Origin of the sequence: Nonomuraea sp. K271 (genome assembly GCF_009908215.1) — a bacterium.
GTDB classification, from domain to species: domain Bacteria; phylum Actinomycetota; class Actinomycetes; order Streptosporangiales; family Streptosporangiaceae; genus Nonomuraea; species Nonomuraea longispora.
Map to the genome: position 1 here is coordinate 1 of NZ_JAAAHR010000103.1, position 16,084 is coordinate 16,084.

13 protein-coding genes are annotated in these 16,084 nt (G+C 71.9%); 9 read left to right on the plus strand and 4 right to left on the minus strand.

Annotated elements, in window-relative coordinates:
* Positions 1–396: 396 nt before the first annotated feature.
* The 5 genes from GUY59_RS29525 to GUY59_RS29545 all read left to right on the plus strand — a co-directional run bounded on the left by GUY59_RS29525 (position 397) and on the right by GUY59_RS29545 (position 9,146).
* Positions 397–2,526 (plus strand): beta-galactosidase, encoded by a 2,130-nt coding sequence (locus tag GUY59_RS29525; protein ID WP_138208197.1) that lies wholly within the window; start codon positions 397–399, stop codon positions 2,524–2,526.
* Complete coding sequence (locus GUY59_RS29530) at positions 2,523–4,019, plus strand: alpha-L-fucosidase (protein ID WP_138208196.1); 1,497 nt, start codon at positions 2,523–2,525, stop codon at positions 4,017–4,019. Before GUY59_RS29525 ends, GUY59_RS29530 begins: the two co-directional genes overlap by 4 nt.
* Before the next feature lie 15 nt (positions 4,020–4,034).
* Positions 4,035–6,608, plus strand: coding sequence for a family 78 glycoside hydrolase catalytic domain (locus GUY59_RS29535; protein WP_138208195.1), 2,574 nt, complete (start codon positions 4,035–4,037; stop codon positions 6,606–6,608).
* Entirely contained in the window at positions 6,605–7,621 is a 1,017-nt protein-coding gene (locus GUY59_RS29540; protein WP_138208194.1) for a hypothetical protein, read from the plus strand. Before GUY59_RS29535 ends, GUY59_RS29540 begins: the two co-directional genes overlap by 4 nt.
* A 97-nt stretch (positions 7,622–7,718) precedes the next feature.
* Complete coding sequence (locus tag GUY59_RS29545; RefSeq protein ID WP_201761493.1) at positions 7,719–9,146, plus strand: glycoside hydrolase family 28 protein; 1,428 nt, start codon at positions 7,719–7,721, stop codon at positions 9,144–9,146.
* A gap of 59 nt (positions 9,147–9,205) precedes the next feature.
* Here the strand turns inward: GUY59_RS29545 and GUY59_RS29550 are convergent, their stop codons facing one another.
* From GUY59_RS29550 to GUY59_RS29560, 3 genes are all read right to left on the minus strand, one after another.
* Entirely contained in the window at positions 9,206–9,877 is a 672-nt protein-coding gene (locus GUY59_RS29550) for a hypothetical protein (protein ID WP_161714762.1), read from the minus strand.
* An 83-nt stretch (positions 9,878–9,960) separates the two neighbouring features.
* The gene (locus GUY59_RS29555) at positions 9,961–11,247 is read right to left on the minus strand and encodes an ArsB/NhaD family transporter (protein ID WP_138207515.1); all 1,287 of its coding nucleotides are present in this window, start codon (positions 11,245–11,247) and stop codon (positions 9,961–9,963) included.
* Positions 11,248–11,433: 186 nt separating this feature from the next.
* A complete protein-coding gene (locus GUY59_RS29560) occupies positions 11,434–11,892 on the minus strand; it encodes a CBS domain-containing protein (RefSeq protein WP_138207517.1) in 459 nt (152 codons plus the stop codon).
* A 291-nt stretch (positions 11,893–12,183) separates the two neighbouring features.
* Here GUY59_RS29560 and GUY59_RS29565 point away from each other — a divergent pair, with 291 nt between their 5' ends.
* Together GUY59_RS29565 and GUY59_RS29570 are read left to right on the plus strand one after the other, a co-directional pair.
* Positions 12,184–13,197 (plus strand): sensor histidine kinase, encoded by a 1,014-nt coding sequence (locus GUY59_RS29565; protein ID WP_201761494.1) that lies wholly within the window; start codon positions 12,184–12,186, stop codon positions 13,195–13,197.
* Positions 13,194–13,844 (plus strand): response regulator, encoded by a 651-nt coding sequence (locus GUY59_RS29570; RefSeq protein ID WP_138207519.1) that lies wholly within the window; start codon positions 13,194–13,196, stop codon positions 13,842–13,844. Before GUY59_RS29565 ends, GUY59_RS29570 begins: the two co-directional genes overlap by 4 nt.
* A gap of 61 nt (positions 13,845–13,905) precedes the next feature.
* On the opposite strand, the gene GUY59_RS29575 is transcribed toward GUY59_RS29570, so the two are convergent.
* Positions 13,906–15,012, minus strand: coding sequence for an NAD(P)/FAD-dependent oxidoreductase (locus tag GUY59_RS29575; protein WP_138207521.1), 1,107 nt, complete (start codon positions 15,010–15,012; stop codon positions 13,906–13,908).
* Between the two features lie 102 nt (positions 15,013–15,114).
* Here GUY59_RS29575 and GUY59_RS29580 point away from each other — a divergent pair, with 102 nt between their 5' ends.
* Together GUY59_RS29580 and GUY59_RS29585 are read left to right on the plus strand one after the other, a co-directional pair.
* The gene (locus tag GUY59_RS29580; protein ID WP_138207523.1) at positions 15,115–15,465 is read left to right on the plus strand and encodes a winged helix-turn-helix transcriptional regulator; all 351 of its coding nucleotides are present in this window, start codon (positions 15,115–15,117) and stop codon (positions 15,463–15,465) included.
* 47 nt (positions 15,466–15,512) lie between these two features.
* Positions 15,513–16,064: a hypothetical protein gene (locus GUY59_RS29585; protein ID WP_201761498.1), complete on the plus strand. Its 552-nt coding sequence runs from the start codon at positions 15,513–15,515 to the stop codon at positions 16,062–16,064.
* The last annotated feature ends 20 nt before the right edge of the window (positions 16,065–16,084 follow it).

Consider the following 16,084-nt stretch of genomic DNA (forward strand, 5'->3'; position numbering starts at 1 on the left):
GCCGCTGTCGTCGAGTGCCGGGTCGGGCAGGGTGGGCCCGGTTCCCTCGGCGGTGTCCGAGAGGCGGAAGCGCCACAGGCCGTTGAGCGTCAGGCGCGGCGCGTCGGAGACGAAGTCCGCGCGCGGAGCCCGCCGCCCGGAGCCCGGCCCGGGGTCCTCGTGGAAGTCGACCATCCGAACGTCCCTCCGGTGAGACAAAACGTTTTAACCCTATACGCGGCGTTCCCACGACACCATCCCTCTCTCACCTCGGGCGATCCACCGCACCAGCAGGCGTCACAGGAAACGGGACAGCCATGAAGCGCTCACGGTGCATTGACATGGGGGCGTGAATAGATATATCATCCGATAAAACGTTTTAAGATCGCCATAGGTCCGTCACGTCACGGGGAGCCCATGACGCCACCGCCCCCCAGCCCCGGCATCCGGTTCGGCACCGCCTACTACCCCGAATACCAGCGCTCCCCCGATCCCGAACGCGATCTCGGCCTGATGGCCCAGGCGAAGATCGACACCATCCGCGTCGGCGAGTCCGTCTGGTCCACCTGGGAGCCCCGCGACGGCGAGTTCGACCTCGACTGGCTGACGCCCGTCCTGGACGCGGCCCACGAGCGCGGCATCGGCGTGCTCCTGGGCACCCCGACGTACGCCGTCCCGCCCTGGCTGCAGCGCAAGCACCCCGAGCTGGCCGTCGTGCGGGCCGGCGGGGCCCGCGTCCCCTGGGGCGCGCGCCAGGAGGCCGACTTCACCTCGCCGGTCTTCCTGCGCCACGCCGAGCGCGTCATCCGCGCCGTCGTCGGGCGCCACGGCGGCCACCCCGCCGTCATCGGGATCCAGCTCGACAACGAGCCGGGGCTGCACCTCATCCACAACGAGCCGGTCTTCGAGCGCTTCACGGCCTGGCTCGCCGAGCGGTACGGCGACGTCGGACGGCTGAACGAGGAGTGGGGGCTGGCGTACTGGTCGCACCGACTGGGCGACTGGGCCGAACTGTGGCGTCCCGACGGCAACACCACCCCGTCGTACGACCTCGCGTGGCGGCGCTTCCAGGCCGAGCTGACCACCCGGTTCATCGCCTGGCAGGCCGAGCTCGTACGCGAGCTGGTGCCCGGCGACCGCGTCCTCACCACGTGCCTGGCCTACCAGCGGCCGGCCCTCGACGACGTACGGCTGTCCGAGCACCTGACCGTCACCAGCGGGAACGCCTACTACCTGGCGCAGGACGCGCTGATCCGGGACGCCGAGGACCGGCCCGCCGAGCTCGGCTGGTTCGCCTCCGGTCCCGACGCGCTGTTCCGGGCGGCCGACCGCATGTACGGCTCCAAGCAGCGCCGCTTCTGGGTGACCGAGACGAACGCGACGTCGATCGCCGGATCCCAGCTCAGCCTCACCCCCTACGACGGCCAGCTGCGCCAGGCGGCCTGGGCGCTGGTCGCGCGCGGCGCGGAGATGATCTCGTACTGGCACTGGAACACGTTGCACGACGGCGCCGAGACGTACTGGGGCGGCATCCTCGGGCACGCCATGACGCCGGGCCGGATCCACGACGAGATCGCGGCGCTGGGCGCGGAGCTCGACCGGGCGGGCGACGACCTGGCCGGGCTCACCCCCGACGCCGAGGTCGGGTTCGTCTGCTCCCCCGACAGCAGGTGGGCGCTGGCGTTCCAGCCGCCGCTCACCCTCGACGGACGCGACCCCGACCGCGACTCCTACGAGCGCATCGTCGCGGCGTTCTACCAGGGGGCGAGCGACGCGGGGATGCAGGCGGGCTTCGTGACGCCGGAGCAGTTCGGCGCCCGGCGCTTCCCCGTCGTGGTGGCGCCCGCGCTCTACTGCCTGTCCGCCGCGACGGCCGGCGCGCTGACCGCGTACGCGCGCGACGGCGGGCATCTGGTGCTGACCTTCCGCACCGGGTACGCCGACGAGGAGGCACGGGCGCGGGCCGAGGTCGCGCCGGGACCGCTGCGCGAGGCGGCAGGGGTGCGCTACCTGGAGTACTCGACGCTGCCCGGCCCCGTCCCCGTGCGCGGGCTCGGGACGCACGGCGATGATCGGCACTGGGCCCGCCACTGGGCGGACGCGCTGGAGCCGGAGGGGGCCGAGGTGCTGGCCCGCTACGACCACCACCACTTCGGCCGCTGGCCCGCCGTCACCGAGCACCGCGTCGGGCGCGGCACGGTGACCTACGTCGGCACCCTGCCCGGCAGGGAACTGGCGGCGGCGCTGTTCCGCCGGGTCGCCGCACGAGCCGCCGAGGCGGATCGGCGACCCGCCGCCGTGCCGGACGCCACGGAGGCGCGCGGGCGGCCCTCTGCCGCGCTGGTCGACGCAGGCGGGCAGCCGCAGGTCACCGTGCGCTCCGCGGTGAACGCGCGCGGGCAGCGCCTCTGGTTCGTGCACAACTGGTCCGACCGCGAGCACGCGGCCACCGTGACCCGGCCGGCCGTCGAGATCACCGGCCCGCGGCGGCCCCTCGGCCCGGGCCCGCTGCGGCTGGCCCCCTTCGACGTACGGGTGATCACGTGAGCGGTTTCCAGCCGGACTGGCGGTCGTTGCGCCGGCACAGCGTGCCGGCGTGGTTCGGTGAGGCGAAGTTCGGCATCTGGTCGCACTGGGGCCCTCAGTCCGTGGCCCGCTCGGGCGACTGGTACGCCCGCCACCTCTACGGCACGCAACCCTGGTCGGAGCCGTGGGAGCGGGTACGGGCCGGCCGCCAGCACGCGCACCACCGGGCCCACTTCGGCAAGGGCGGGGCCAAGGACCTGTTCCGCCGCTGGCGTGCCGAACGTTTCGACCCCGACGAGCTCATCGACCTGTACGTCTCCAGCGGCGCCCGCTACTTCGTCGCCCTGGCCACCCACTGCGACAACTTCGACCTGTGGGACTCCCGGCAGCACGACTGGACCGCCGTCCGGGTCGGCCCGAAGCGCGACATCGTGGGCGCGTGGGAGCGGGCGGCCCGCGCGGCCGGGCTGCCGTTCGGCCTCAGCTTCCACCACAACTGGACGTGGCGCTGGCTCGACGTGGCGCACGGCCGCGACCCCGAGACGGGCGAGCCGTACGACGGGGCGCTGACCAGGGCCGACGGGGCCGGCACCTGGTGGGAGGGCCTCGACCCGGCGACCCTCTACCCGCCGCGGCACGAGCCGGGAGCCCGGCCGCCCGCGCACGTCGCCGAGCGTTTCTACGCTCGCGTCGGCGAGGCGCTCGACCGCTACCGTCCCGACCTGGTCTACCTCGACGACGGCCGGCTGCCGTTCGACGTGGGCAGCGTGGTGGAGTCGGAGCCGGTCAGCTCGGCCGGGCTGGAGCTGCTGGCCCGCTACTACGACACGTGCCCGACCGGCGGCATCGTGACGATCAAGGACGTGCCCGAGGCCGACCGCACCGCGGTGGTCCTCGACTGCGAGCGCCGCCAGCTCGACGAGGCCCAGCCCCATCCGTGGCAGTTCGACACCAGCGACGGCGAGTGGTTCGACTGCGCCGACGACGGCCCGATGTTCCACCCGCGCAAGACCCCGCAGCAGATCATCCACACGCTGATCGACGTGGTCAGCAAGAACGGCTGCCTGCTGCTGAACATCCCGCAGCACGCCGACGGCACCGTGGACGCCCGCGCCCGCGCGCTGCTGGCCGAGGTGGGCGACTGGCTGCGGGTCTGCGGCGAGGGCGTCCACGGCACGACGCCCTGGCTGCGCGCGGGCGAGGGCCCGACGGGGCTGGGCGAGGTCAAGGGGTACGAAGGGTACAACGAGGCCGAGCGCGCGTACCGGCCGGACGACGTCCGCTTCACCCGCAAGGGCGAGGCCGTGTACGCCACCCTCCTGGCCTGGCCGCAGGACCGCACGGCCAGGATCGCGAGCCTGGGCGCCGCCGCGGGCCTGCTGGAGCGTCGCCCCGCCGCCGTCGAGCTGCTCGGCCACGGCCCCGTCGGCTGGCGGCTGGCCCCCGAGGCGCTCTACGCCGACCTGCCGCCCGAGCGGCCCACCACGGCCGCGTACATGATCAGAATCACCTGAGGAGTCCCTGTCTTGGTGAGCAACCTGCGAACGTGCGACCTGACCGACCCCCTCGGCATCGAGACCACCAGCCCCCGTCTGAGCTGGCGGCTGACCGGCGCGCTCGCGCAGACCGGCTACCACCTGCAGGCGGGCTCCGCCGAGGGCGCCGCCGACCTGTGGGACAGCGGCGAGGTCGAGTCCGCGGAGCAGCGCGTGACGTACGGCGGGGCCCCGCCGGCGAGCCGGGCCGTCGTGCACTGGCGGGTACGCATCCGCGACGCCGGCGGCGCGTGGTCCGCGTGGAGCCGGGGCGCGCGGTTCGAGATGGGCCTGCTCAACGCCGGCGACTGGACGGCCTCCTGGATCACCCACCCCGGCTGGCACGCTCCCGGCGCCCCGCGCGCCGGCGAGGGCCTCGCGCTGCCGCTGCTGGCCGGCGAGTTCACCGTGACGGGTCCGGTCGCGCGGGCCCGGCTGCACGTCGCGGGGATGGGCGTCTACGTGGCGTCGGTGAACGGTCGGCCGGTGACGGACGCCGTGCTGGAGCCGGCGTACACCGACTTCACCCGGCGGGTGGCGTACGCGACGCACGACGTGACGGCGCTGCTGCGCGAGGGCGCGAACGCGGTCGGGATCACGCTCGGCCCCGGCATCGCGCACGTGTACCCGCACCAGGACCGCTACATGAAGTTCTACGGCTCGAAGGGCGCGCCGAAGGCGATCGCGCAGCTTGAGGTCACTCACACCGACGGCTCGTCGCGCACGTTCGGCACCGGGCCCGGCTGGCTGGCCACCGACGGCCCCACGACGCGCTCGCACTGGTTCGGCGGCGAGGACCACGACGCCCGCCTGGCCGTCGACGGGTGGGACGCCCCAGGCGCGGACCGCTCGGGCTGGCGGCCGGTGACCGTGCCGGACGCCCCGGCCGTCGCGCTCCGGGCGCGCGCCTGCCCGCCCATCCGGGTCACGGAGACGCTGCCCGCCGTCGAGAAGCTGGTCGCCAAGGACGGCACGGCGGTGTTCGACGTCGGCACGGTCGTCGCCGGCTGGGCCGAACTCCGGCTCGACCTCCCGGCAGGGCGCTACCTGCGGCTGCTGCCCGGCGACCAGCTCGACGACTTCGGCCGCGTCATCCAGTCGAAGCCCACGACGGGCGCTCCGATCTTCAACACGTACGTCACCAAGGAAGGCCCGCAGACCTGGCATCCGAGCTTCCGCTACGACGGCTTCCGCTACGTCGAGGTGCAGGGCCTGCCCGAGCACGTCGGCCCCGAGGCTGTGACGGCGCTCGTGCTGCGCGCGGACAACACGCCCACCGGGGTGTTCGAGACATCCGACCCGCTGGTGAACGACATCCACAAGATCATCGACCGTGCGGTGCGCGGCAACATGTACAGCGTCCTGACCGACTGCCCGCACCGGGAGAAGCTGGGCTGGCTGGAGCAGACCCACCTGCTCTTCGACGTCGTGGCCTACAACTACGACGTCGCCGCCTACTACCGCGAGCTGCTGGTCACGATGGCCGAGGCGCAGACCCCGGACGGGCTGGTGCCGGACATCGCGCCCGAGTACGTCGTGTTCGACGGCCCCTTCAGGGACGACCCCAACTGGGGCGGCGCGCTGGTGCGCCTGCCGTGGCAGCTCTACCGCTGGTACGGCGACACCTCCGCGATGGAGCGGCACTACGACGGGATGCGCCGCTACGTGGACTACCTCACCGGGCGGGCGGAGGACGGCGTACTCGGCCACGGGCTCGGCGACTGGCTCGCCCCCGACCCGGCCACGCCCGTGCCGCTGGTGTCGACGTGGGGCTACTGGCGGGCCGCGCGCACGATGGCGCGGGTCGCAGGCGTGCTCGGCCGCGACGACGACGCCGCACGGTACGGCGCGCTGACGGAGCACATCTCGGCGGCGTTCACGGGCACGTTCCCCAGGGCGTTCTCCGGCGGCTCCGGCGGGTCCGGCGAGGGCACGCAGGCGTCGGAGATCCTGGCGCTCGACATGGGCGTCGTACCCGGCGACCTCGTGTCCCACGTGCTCGACCGGGTGAGCGAGGCCGTGCGCGGCGGCGGCATCACGGTCGGCGAGGTCGTGCTGCCCGCGCTGTTCCGGGTGTTGTCCCGCGCGGGACGGCACGACGCGCTGTGGCAGTTCGCCGTCTCGACCGGCAACCCGAGCTACGGCTACCAGGTCAGGCACGGCGCCACGGCGCTCACCGAGGCGTGGGACGGTCCGACGCGCGGGCTGTCGCAGAACCACTACATGCTCGGCGCGATCGACTCCTGGTTCTACCGGGGGCTCGGCGGCATCGGGCAGGCCCCGGGCTCCACCGGCTTCCGCAGGCTGCTGATCGAGCCCGCCGCGCCCGGCGGCCTGGAGGCGGTGCGGGCGGGCACCACGACGCCGTACGGGAGGGTCGCGGTGTCGTGGGAGCGGCGCGACGGCGGGTTCGCGCTCGACGTGGAGGTCCCGCCCGGCTCGTCGGCCGAGGTGCGGCTGCCGGACCTCGGCCTGCGCCCGCACGCCGCCCCTGAAGGGGCCGTCGTGCTCGGCGAGCGCGCCTTCGACGTGCCCGCCGGGCACTGGACGTTCGAGGCGGGCCGATGAGCGGGCCGGCGGGCGGGCCGGAGAGCGCGTACGACCCGGCGCGGGTCCGGACCCCGCACAAGGCCGGGCGGCTGTTGGTGGAGCCGTCGCGAAAGCCCGGCCGCTTCGACAGCCTCTTCGTGGACTGCCCGTTCGTCTGCTCCGACGGCGGCGACTACCTGATGACGTACGTCGGCTTCGACGGCACGGGCTACCAGACCGCGCTGAGCCGCTCACCGGACCTGGAGTCGTGGAGCCCCGGCGAACTGATCCTGCCGCGCGACCCGGGCCACCCCCACCGGCGCTACAACGCGGCGCTCACGTCGATCGTGCGCGACAACCGGCTCGGATCCGCGGGTCAGGTGACCTGGCTGGACGGCCGGGCGTACGCCACCTACCACGCCTACCCGGAGTCGGGCATGGAAGTGGGCGCAGGCGTCGTCGGCTTCCTCTCCAGCGACGACCTGCAGACCTGGGAGGACACCGGCTCGGTGCTGCGCCCGCAGGACGGCGGCGCCTGGGAGCGCGGCGGCCTGTACAAGTCGTGGCTGCTGCGCCACGACGGCCTCTACTACTGCTTCTACAACGCCAAGAACCGCACCTACGACGGCTGGCGCGAGCAGATCGGCTACGCCGTCTCCCCCGACCTCGAACGCTGGGAGCGGCCCTGCCCCGGCCCGGTCGTGCCGCACGGCGGCGAGGGGACGTTCGACGAACGGTTCGCCTCCGACCCTTGCGTGCTGCGCGACGGCGACTGGTGGGTGATGTTCTACTTCGGGCTCTCCTTCGACGGGCACGCCCGCGAGAGCTACGCGGTCTCCCGTGACCTGCGCACCTGGCGCAAGAGCGGCGAGATCCTCGTCGACGTGGGGCCGCCGGGGTCGGTGGACGACACGTACGCGCACAAGCCCGCGGTCGTCTCGCGGGACGGCAGACCCCACCACTTCTACACGGCGGTGCGGCGCTGCGCGCCGTACCAGGTCGGCGAGCACACCCAGGTGGAGAGGCGGGGCATCTCGATGGCCCGCGGTTGAGGGAAGAACGATGAGGATCAGCAGGCGAACGTTCACCCAGGGCATCACGCTGACCGGAGTCAAGGGCTGAGACCCCGATCGCAGACGGAGGACATCGATGGACCAGTTACGCAGAAGGCTGCTGGCCGGCGCCGTGGGCGGCGTTCTGGCCGCCGGGGTGGCCGGCCGGGCGGAGGCCAGGGTGGCCGGCGGTGCGGACACCGGGGTGGCGGGCCGCGCGGACGCGGACGCCGCAGCGGCGTGGAGCCGGGTGCCGCGGATCAGGCGGCGCATCAGAGCGCCGCGCTTCCCCCACCGCACCTTCCCGATCACCGATCACGGGGCCGCCGGCGACGGGAGCACCATGTGCACCCAGGCCTTCCGCGACGCGATCGCGGCCTGCTCGGCGGCCGGCGGCGGGCGGGTGCTGGTGCCGGCGGGCACGTACCTGACGGGGGCGATCCACCTGGCCGACGACGTCGAACTGCATCTGGAGGCCGGGGCCACGATCAGGTTCAGCCGCGACCCGGCCGACTACCTGCCCGTCGTGCACACCCGGTACGAGGGCATCGAGCTGATGAACTACTCCCCGTTCGTCTACGCCCGCGGCAGGACCAACGTGGCGATCACCGGCGACGGCGTCATCGACGGCCAGGCCGACGCCGGGCACTGGTGGGACTGGTCGAGCGACCCTCCCCCCACGGAGGGCCCGGACAAGAAGCTGCTCGCGAGCATGGCCGAGGAGGGCGTGCCCGTCGAGGAGCGGGTGTTCGGTGAGGGACACCACCTGCGGCCCAACCTGATCCAGCTGTACGAGTGCCGCAACGTGCTCATCGAGGGCGTCACCGTCAAGGACTCCCCCATGTGGAACATCCACCCGGTCCTGTGCACGAACGTGACCGTCCGCCGCGTCACCGTGGACAGCCCGCACGGCCCGAACAACGACGGCTGCGACCCCGAGTCGTGCGTGGACGTGCTCATCGAGCGGTGCGAGTTCAACACGGGCGACGACTGCGTGGCGATCAAGGCAGGCAAGAACGCCGACGGCCGAAGGCTGGACGCGCCGTCCGCGAACGTGCTCGTGGACTCGTGCGTGATGCGCGACGGCAACGGCGGGGTGACCATCGGCAGCGAGACCACCGGCGGCGTGAGCTGGGTGTTCGCGTGGAACTGCACGATGAGCAGCCCCCGCCTGGAACGGGCGGTGCGCGTCAAGACCAACCCCGAGCGCGGCGGGTACGTCAGGGACGTCTACGTCAAGGACGTCACCGTGGAGCAGGCGGCCGACGCGGTCATCGAGGTGGCGCTCAACTACGAGAACAAGCACACCGGCCCCTACTTCCCCGACGTGGGCCGGATCGACATCCGGCGGCTGCGGGCCGGGCGGGCGCCGAGGGCGTTCGCGCTCATCGGCAACCCCGGCAACCCGGTCCGGGGGCTGCGGGTGACGAGCAGCGTGTTCGAGGAGATGGCGGAGGACGACGTGGTGACCGACGTGACCGGCCTGGTGCTGCGCAACGTGTGGGTCAACGGCCGGCGCGTCTGACGACGGCCTCATGAGCGGGACCCGCCTGCTCATGAGGCCTGCTGGTGACGCCGTGGCTTTCAGGGCGCCTGCGGCCCGGCGATCCCGGCGGAGTTCGTCCCGATGCCCGCGGAGGAGCCGAGGGAAGGACCGGCGTCGGGACCGCGGCCGAGGAGCAGCACGCCGAGCCAGATGAGCGCCATGCCCACCGCCACCAGCGCCGCGTCCCGGCCCGTCTGGAACGTCGCCACCGCCATCACGGCCACCCCGACGACGGTGACGCCGGCCCCCACGAAGGTGACGCGGCGCAGCGCGGCCAGGATGAGGGCCAGCGCCACGAGGGCGGCGAAGAACAGGTGCGCGCCCGCCGAGTAGACCAGCGTCTCCACCCCGGGATACCCCTTCACCCGCCCGAACAGCGCCCGCATGGCGGCGCCGTCCACAGCCGTGAAGCCGGCGTACAGGTCGATGGCCAGCTGGACGACGTTGGCGGCGACGCCGATCATGGCCGCTCCCACGGCCGCGTCCACCGCCACCCGCCACCCGCCCGTCACGGGCCCGGCCACGCCCCGCAACGCCGCCGTCATGACGCCGAACATCACGAAACCGGCCAGCCAGACCGCGTGCGCGGCCGTCCACCACGGGCCGGGCACGAGGTCGCCGTCGATGGGACGCATGAGGAGCCAGCCGCCGAGCAGGGCGGCCGGCCCGGCGGTGAAGGAGGCCTGGGCCAGGCGGTTCGCGGGGTTCATGAGGATCACGATGCCCCTTCTCGCCTGGCCGGCCCATCAGTGATCGTCCCTGATTTCACCCTGGACCCGCCTCAGGGGCGGGCTCAGGAGAAGTAGCGCAGCCAGACGTACAGCCATGCCATCGCTGTGCTGAGGATGGTGACGACGATGCCGTACCGGGTGAACTGCCAGAAACTGATCTTGTGTCCGGTGCGGGCGGCGATCCCGATGGCGACCACGTTGGCGCTGGCGGCGACGGCGGTGCCGTTGCCGCCGAAGTCGGCGCCGAGGGCGAACGCCCACCACAGGGCCTGGCCGGTCGCCGGGTCGGGCACCTGCGCGACGACGCCCTCCACGATGGGCGCCATCGTGGCGACGTACGGGATGTTGTCGAAGAAGGCGCCCAGGGCGCTGGAGCCGAACAGCAGCGACGTGGCGGCGAGGAAGTAGTTGTCGCCCAGCACGCCCACGGCCCAGGTGCCGATCGACTCGATCACGCCCGTGTGGACGAGGCCCGCGACCATGACGAACAGGCCCATGAAGAACACCAGCGTGGGCCACTCGACCTCGCTCAGCACGTCGTGCACGTTCGAGCGGGACACCAGCAGCATCACCCCGGCGCCCACCAGGGCGACGATCGACGGCTCGATGTGCACCACGGCGTGCAGCCCGAACGCGACCACGACGGCGGCGAGCACCGCCATGCACCGGGCGAGCAGCCGGGGGTCGGTGATGGCCCGCCGCTCCTGCAGCGCCATGACCTCGGCGACGTGCTCCTCGTTGTACTGGAACGACTTGCGGAACAACACCCGCGTGAACAGCACGAACACCGCAAAGGTGATCACCACGATGGGCGCCATGTGCACGAGGAAGTCGTTGAAGGTCAGGCCGGCGCGGCTGCCGATGATGATGTTGGGCGGATCACCGATGAGCGTCGCCGCGCCACCGATGTTGGACGCGAGGACCTCCGCGATGATGTACGGCTGCGCGGGGATGTGCAGCCGGTTGCACACCACCACGGTGACCGGCGCGACCAGCATGATCGTGGTGACGTTGTCGAGGAAGGGCGAGGCCACCGCGGTGATGACCATCAGCATGACCATGAGCCGGTAGGGCCGGCCGCGCGACCGCTTGGCGGCCCAGATCCCGAGATAGTCGAACAGCCCCGTCTGCTTGATGATCCCAACGATGATCATCATGCCGAACAACAGGAAGATGACGTTCCAGTCGATGCCCTCGTGCTCGGAGAAGAACACGCCGGCGCCGGGGATGAGGCCGGTCACGGCCATCAGCCCGGCGGCGATGAGCACCACCTTGACTTTGTCGACCTTCTCGGTGGCGATGAAGAAGTACGCCACCGTGAAGATCCCGAGCGCGAAGAAGGCGCTCATCCGTCATGCCCTGGCGGCACGGCCTGGTCGCAGGCGGTTGTTTCTGGCGCCTGACATGACGGTGTCAAGGAGTGCTGGCAGAACATGGTGTGTGCCTCCGAGGGTTGAACACGAAACGTGAGCACGCGACAGCGGGACGTGGCCTGTGGCACACGCCCGATGGAGAAGGTCGGATGGTTCGGGCTGTCAGTCGTCCGGGTCGGAGAGTGCGAGGCTGGTGAGCAGCCGCTCCAGGGTGATGGCCCCCGTGAGCGTGCGGTCGGCTGCGACGACGGCGATGATCGGGCTGCGCAACCTGGCCATGAGGGCGGCCACCTCGAGCAGCGTGGAGTTTTGCGGCACGGTCGCGGGCACGGCCGGACGCACCGGCAGGCAGTCGCCCACCGTCAGGTCGCCGAGTTCTCCCCAGAACAGGTCGGCGTGGGCCTCGTCCACCGTCCGGCAGAGCGCGGGGTCCTCCTGGTACGCCCCAGGAACCATCAGCCGCAACACCTGTGTGCCGGGGAGCACGCTCCGAGGCCGCCCAGCGTCGTCGACGACGATCAGACCGGGCATCCGGGCCAGCGCCATGAGCCGCACGGCTTTCGTGACCGGATCGCGGACCGTTACGGTCGGCAGGTTCACGGCGATGGCGCTGGCTCGCATGGCATCTTCCCGTTCGGGGGCGCGACCGGGCAGTCCCGGCGGGGTCACGGCGTCAATGCCGGTCGTGGTGTGGTGCATATCGCTGACTCCAATCCGGCTTCACCTCAGTTTTGTCGCCGGGCCGTTCTCGTCACCATCGGGTCTGGCACCCATATGCGCCGGGGCAGAACGTGTAGCACCGGGAGTGACAATTGGTAGGCGGGCCGGATGGACAGTGGCCCCAGGAGACAAGCAGGCTGGTGAGATGGACCACCACGCCGAGCCGAGCCTCGTCACTGCGAGGCTGGGAAGATGACCGAGCGTACCGACCGGCAGGCGGCCATGGCCACGCCGCGCCCGCCTGCGCAGGCGCTGTTCCGACGGCTTTTCGTGATCAACGGGCTGGTGTACGCGGTGGGGACGCTGGTGCTGGCGGTCTCGCCGGCCACCGTGTCGTCGCCCGTCGTGCTGGCCGAGGTGCCGGTGCTGCTCGTGGGGCTGACGCTGATGCTGGCCGCCAACGGGTTGCTGCTGCGTCGCAGCCTGGAGCCGCTCGACGCGCTGACCACGCTCATGAAGCGGGTCGACCTGCTGCGCACCGGCGACCGGCTGGCCGGCAGCGGCAACAGCGACCTGGCCCACCTGATCGACACGTTCAACGCGATGCTCGACCGGCTGGAGGCCGAGCGCAGCGCGAGCAGCGCGCACGCGCTGGCCGCCCAGGAGGGCGAGCGTCAGCGCATCGCCCGCGAGTTGCACGACGAGATAGGCCAGAGCCTGACCGTGGTGCTGCTGGGACTCAAGCGGGTGGTCGACCGCGCCCCCTCCGGGCTCAAGGACGAGTTGCGCGACGTCCAGGAGAGCGTACGCGCCAGCCTCGACGAGGTGCGCCAGGTCGCCCGCAGGCTGCGCCCCGGCGTGCTGGAGGACCTCGGCCTGCACGCCGCGCTGAGCGCGTTGAGCAGCGACCTCTCACAGAGGAGCGGCATCAGGGTGACCCGCACGATCGATCCGGATCTACCCGATCTGGGGGCTGACGTGGAGCTCGTCCTCTACCGGATCGCCCAGGAGAGCCTCACGAACATCGCCCGGCACGCCGCTGCCACCCGCGCCGAGCTCTCCCTGACCACGGACGGTCGCAGGCTGGCCCTGCGCATCACCGACAATGGCCGGGGAGGCGTGTCCCGGGAGGGTGCCGGGATCCGGGGCATGCGCGAGCGGGCCCTGCTCATAGGCGCCCGTCTCGTCATCGACTCCCCGCCAGGCGAGGGCACGTGCGTGCGCCTGGTCGTCCCGGACATCGTGAATCGGAGCCTCCACCCGTGAACAAGACCCGGATCCTGCTGGCCGACGACCACTCCCTGGTCCGCCAGGGATTGCGGCTGATCCTCAACGCCGAGCCCGACCTGGAGGTGGTCGCCGAGGCCGCCGACGGCGCCGAAGCGGTCGCCGCGGCCTCGGACGACGCGGTCGACCTGGCCATTCTCGACATCGCGATGCCGCGCATGACGGGCCTGCAGGCGGCCCGCGAGATCTCCAGGCGCGCGCCCGGCATCCGCATCCTCATCCTGTCGATGTACGACAACGAGCAGTACTTCTTCGAGGCGCTCAAGGTCGGCGCCTCGGGCTACGTGCTCAAGTCGGCCGCGGACCAGGACCTTCTGGAGGCCTGCCGGGCCACGATGCGCGGCGAGCCGTTCCTCTACCCCGGCGCGGTCACCGCGCTCATCCGCGACTACCTGCAGCGTGACCGCGAGGGTGAGCGCATGCCCGAGAGCATCCTGACACCCAGGGAGGAGGAGATCGTCAAGCTGATCGCCGAGGGCAACTCGGCGAAGGACATCGCCGAGACGCTGGTCATCAGCGTGAAGACCGTCGACAGGCACCGCGCGAACATCCTGCAGAAGCTCGGCATGCGCGACCGGCTGGAGCTGACCCGCTACGCCATCCGCGCCGGCCTCGTCGAACCCTGACGGGCGCGCGCCGGGGGTTGTGGCGCGTCACGGCGGCGGGCTTTCCCGCGAGAGGTGAGCGTCAGGCGGGATGAGCGTCGAACAGGGCGGCGGCCCGCTCGACCAGCATGGAGCGCCCCTTGAGCTCGGCGGCCGTCTCGGGGCCGACGATGCCGTCCTGCCCGGGCAGTTGCCCGGCGCCGCGCTCAGGTCCGAGCGGGACGAGGATCATGGCCGGGTGCCTCTCGTAGGCGGACGGCGAACCCTCACCGGTGATCGCCGTACGGAGGTTCGCCGCCAGGAGCTCGCCCTGCGCGCCGGCGAACGCCGCCATGTCACGGTCGGCGTCGGCGATGTCGCCGATCGCGAAGACCCGCTCGTGGCCCCGGACGCGCAGGTGCTTGTCCACCCGCACGTATCCGCGCTCGTCACGGGCGAGCGCGAGTGAGCCGCGCAGGTAGTCCGTACGCGGCGTCGCGCCGAAGCAGCGGAACCAGATGTCGGCGGTCAGCTTCTCCCCCACCTCCGTGGCGATGGCGACGGGCGCGGCGGCGGCGGGAGGCGCCCCCGGGAGCTCGCGCAGCCTGCTTCCGAGCTTGAGCTCGATACCGATCGCGTCCAGCTGCTTGCGCAGCTCGTCGCGGAGCTCCTGGTCGAACGGGCCCGGCAGGATGTCGGGCGCCGCGTCGGCGACGGTCACGTGCTTGCCGGGGAAGAACGCCTTGATCTCCCCCGCGAGTTCGAGACCGGCCGGGCCGGCGCCGATCAGCAGCACGCGCTCCGCGCCGCGCAGGGCCTCGTGCGCGTTCCGCACCCGGGCCTTGGCCGCCTCGGTGCCGGGCTCGTCCATCTTGGCGGGGAACGGGTACGACGTGCCCGTCGCGAGGACCAGATAGTCGGGTTCGAGGACACGGCCCGAGGCGAGCGCCACCCGGCGGCCGTCCGCCTCCACGGCACGATCACGCAGGTATCGCCCGTGGACCAGCAGGCGGCTGTAGGGAATGAAGATCTGGTCCAGCCACTGCGGCTCGACCAGCGCCCGCCATGACGCCACGTTGTGCACGAACGACTCCGACGGGTCCACGAGGGTCACCTCGGCCACGTCGTCGAGCAGCTTGGCCACCTTGTGGCCGCCGTAGCCACCGCCGAGGACCACGACGTTCGGGCGCGTAACAGCGCTCTCCACCATCACCATCTCCTTGATCGAAAGTTGCTCTGAATTGAGATGTCGCTACACTAAACATACTTGCTAGGAAAATCAAAGCAGCACTGCGTGCGCTAGTTTGGAGGCATGGGGACGGCATCTACGCATGACACTCACGCGTGCGTCCGCAGCGACGCCGCGCTGACCCGCGCGTTCACGATTCTCGGCAAACGATGGAGCGCCGTCGTGCTCGGCAGCCTGCGCAGCGGCCCCGCCGGGTTCCGCGAGCTGTCACGGGCGATCGACGGCCTCAGCGACTCGGTGCTGTCAGACCGGCTGTCCGAGCTGACCAAGGAGGGCCTGATCGCGCGCACCGTCGACGCGGGCCCGCCCGTCTCGGTCTCCTACGAGCTGACCGAGTGCGGCAAGGCGCTCATGCCCGCGCTGCACCAGATCTCCGAGTGGGCCGAGAAGCACCTGAGCTTCGAGGACGGCTAGCCTCCACCCCCTGCGGGTACGGTGACCAGAGAGCCCCCAGTGTGAGGATGTGGTTCCCCGTGCTCTACCTCTTCGGCTTCGATCGGATCGGCGTGGCCGTGAGCGACATCTACTTCGTCGACCCCAACCCCGCCAAAGGCCAGGAAAGCGCCGAGCACGGCGTGCGCCTGGAGGTGCGCCGTCTCGAACCGGGCGAGCTGAAGGGGTCGATCTACTCCGCCAGGCCCATCACCATCGACCGGCCGATCTGGCGGGTCGACCTGCTGGAGTCGGTCGACGGCACGCCCGGCAGCTTCGACCGCACCCACCACCACCCCGGCACCAGCGGATGGGAGCCCGGTGAGCGGGTGTTCGAGCGGGAGTTGTCCGCCGAGCCACTGAAGTGGCTGGCCGAACGCCTCGCCGACCTCGAAGACGTTCTCGACCGGGCCGGGGCCGACCGTGACGAGGCGAGCCCCGCCGACGTGGCCGGGCTTCGCGAGCGCGCGCCGGAGATCGTGGAGACGGTCGGCCGGATGCTCGACGGCGTGCGCGCGGGCGAGCTCGGCACCCCGCCCGGCGCCGAGCCGGCGACCAGCGTGCGCGCCAGCTGGCTCTAGGGAGGATCCACGCGGGCGAG

Bases quoted from the DNA above. Each gene is read 5' to 3' on its own strand.
- GUY59_RS29585 (WP_201761498.1), top strand. From the start codon at position 15,513: ATGTGGTTCCCCGTGCTCTACCTCTTCGGCTTCGATCGGATCGGCGTG.
- GUY59_RS29540 (WP_138208194.1), top strand. From the start codon at position 6,605: ATGAGCGGGCCGGCGGGCGGGCCGGAGAGCGCGTACGACCCGGCGCGG.
- GUY59_RS29555 (WP_138207515.1), bottom strand. From the start codon at position 11,247: ATGAGCGCCTTCTTCGCGCTCGGGATCTTCACGGTGGCGTACTTCTTC.
- GUY59_RS29575 (WP_138207521.1), bottom strand. From the start codon at position 15,012: ATGGTGGAGAGCGCTGTTACGCGCCCGAACGTCGTGGTCCTCGGCGGT.
- GUY59_RS29525 (WP_138208197.1), top strand. From the start codon at position 397: ATGACGCCACCGCCCCCCAGCCCCGGCATCCGGTTCGGCACCGCCTAC.
- GUY59_RS29560 (WP_138207517.1), bottom strand. From the start codon at position 11,892: ATGCGAGCCAGCGCCATCGCCGTGAACCTGCCGACCGTAACGGTCCGC.
- GUY59_RS29545 (WP_201761493.1), top strand. From the start codon at position 7,719: ATGGACCAGTTACGCAGAAGGCTGCTGGCCGGCGCCGTGGGCGGCGTT.
- GUY59_RS29580 (WP_138207523.1), top strand. From the start codon at position 15,115: ATGGGGACGGCATCTACGCATGACACTCACGCGTGCGTCCGCAGCGAC.
- GUY59_RS29565 (WP_201761494.1), top strand. From the start codon at position 12,184: ATGACCGAGCGTACCGACCGGCAGGCGGCCATGGCCACGCCGCGCCCG.
- GUY59_RS29550 (WP_161714762.1), bottom strand. From the start codon at position 9,877: ATGAACCCCGCGAACCGCCTGGCCCAGGCCTCCTTCACCGCCGGGCCG.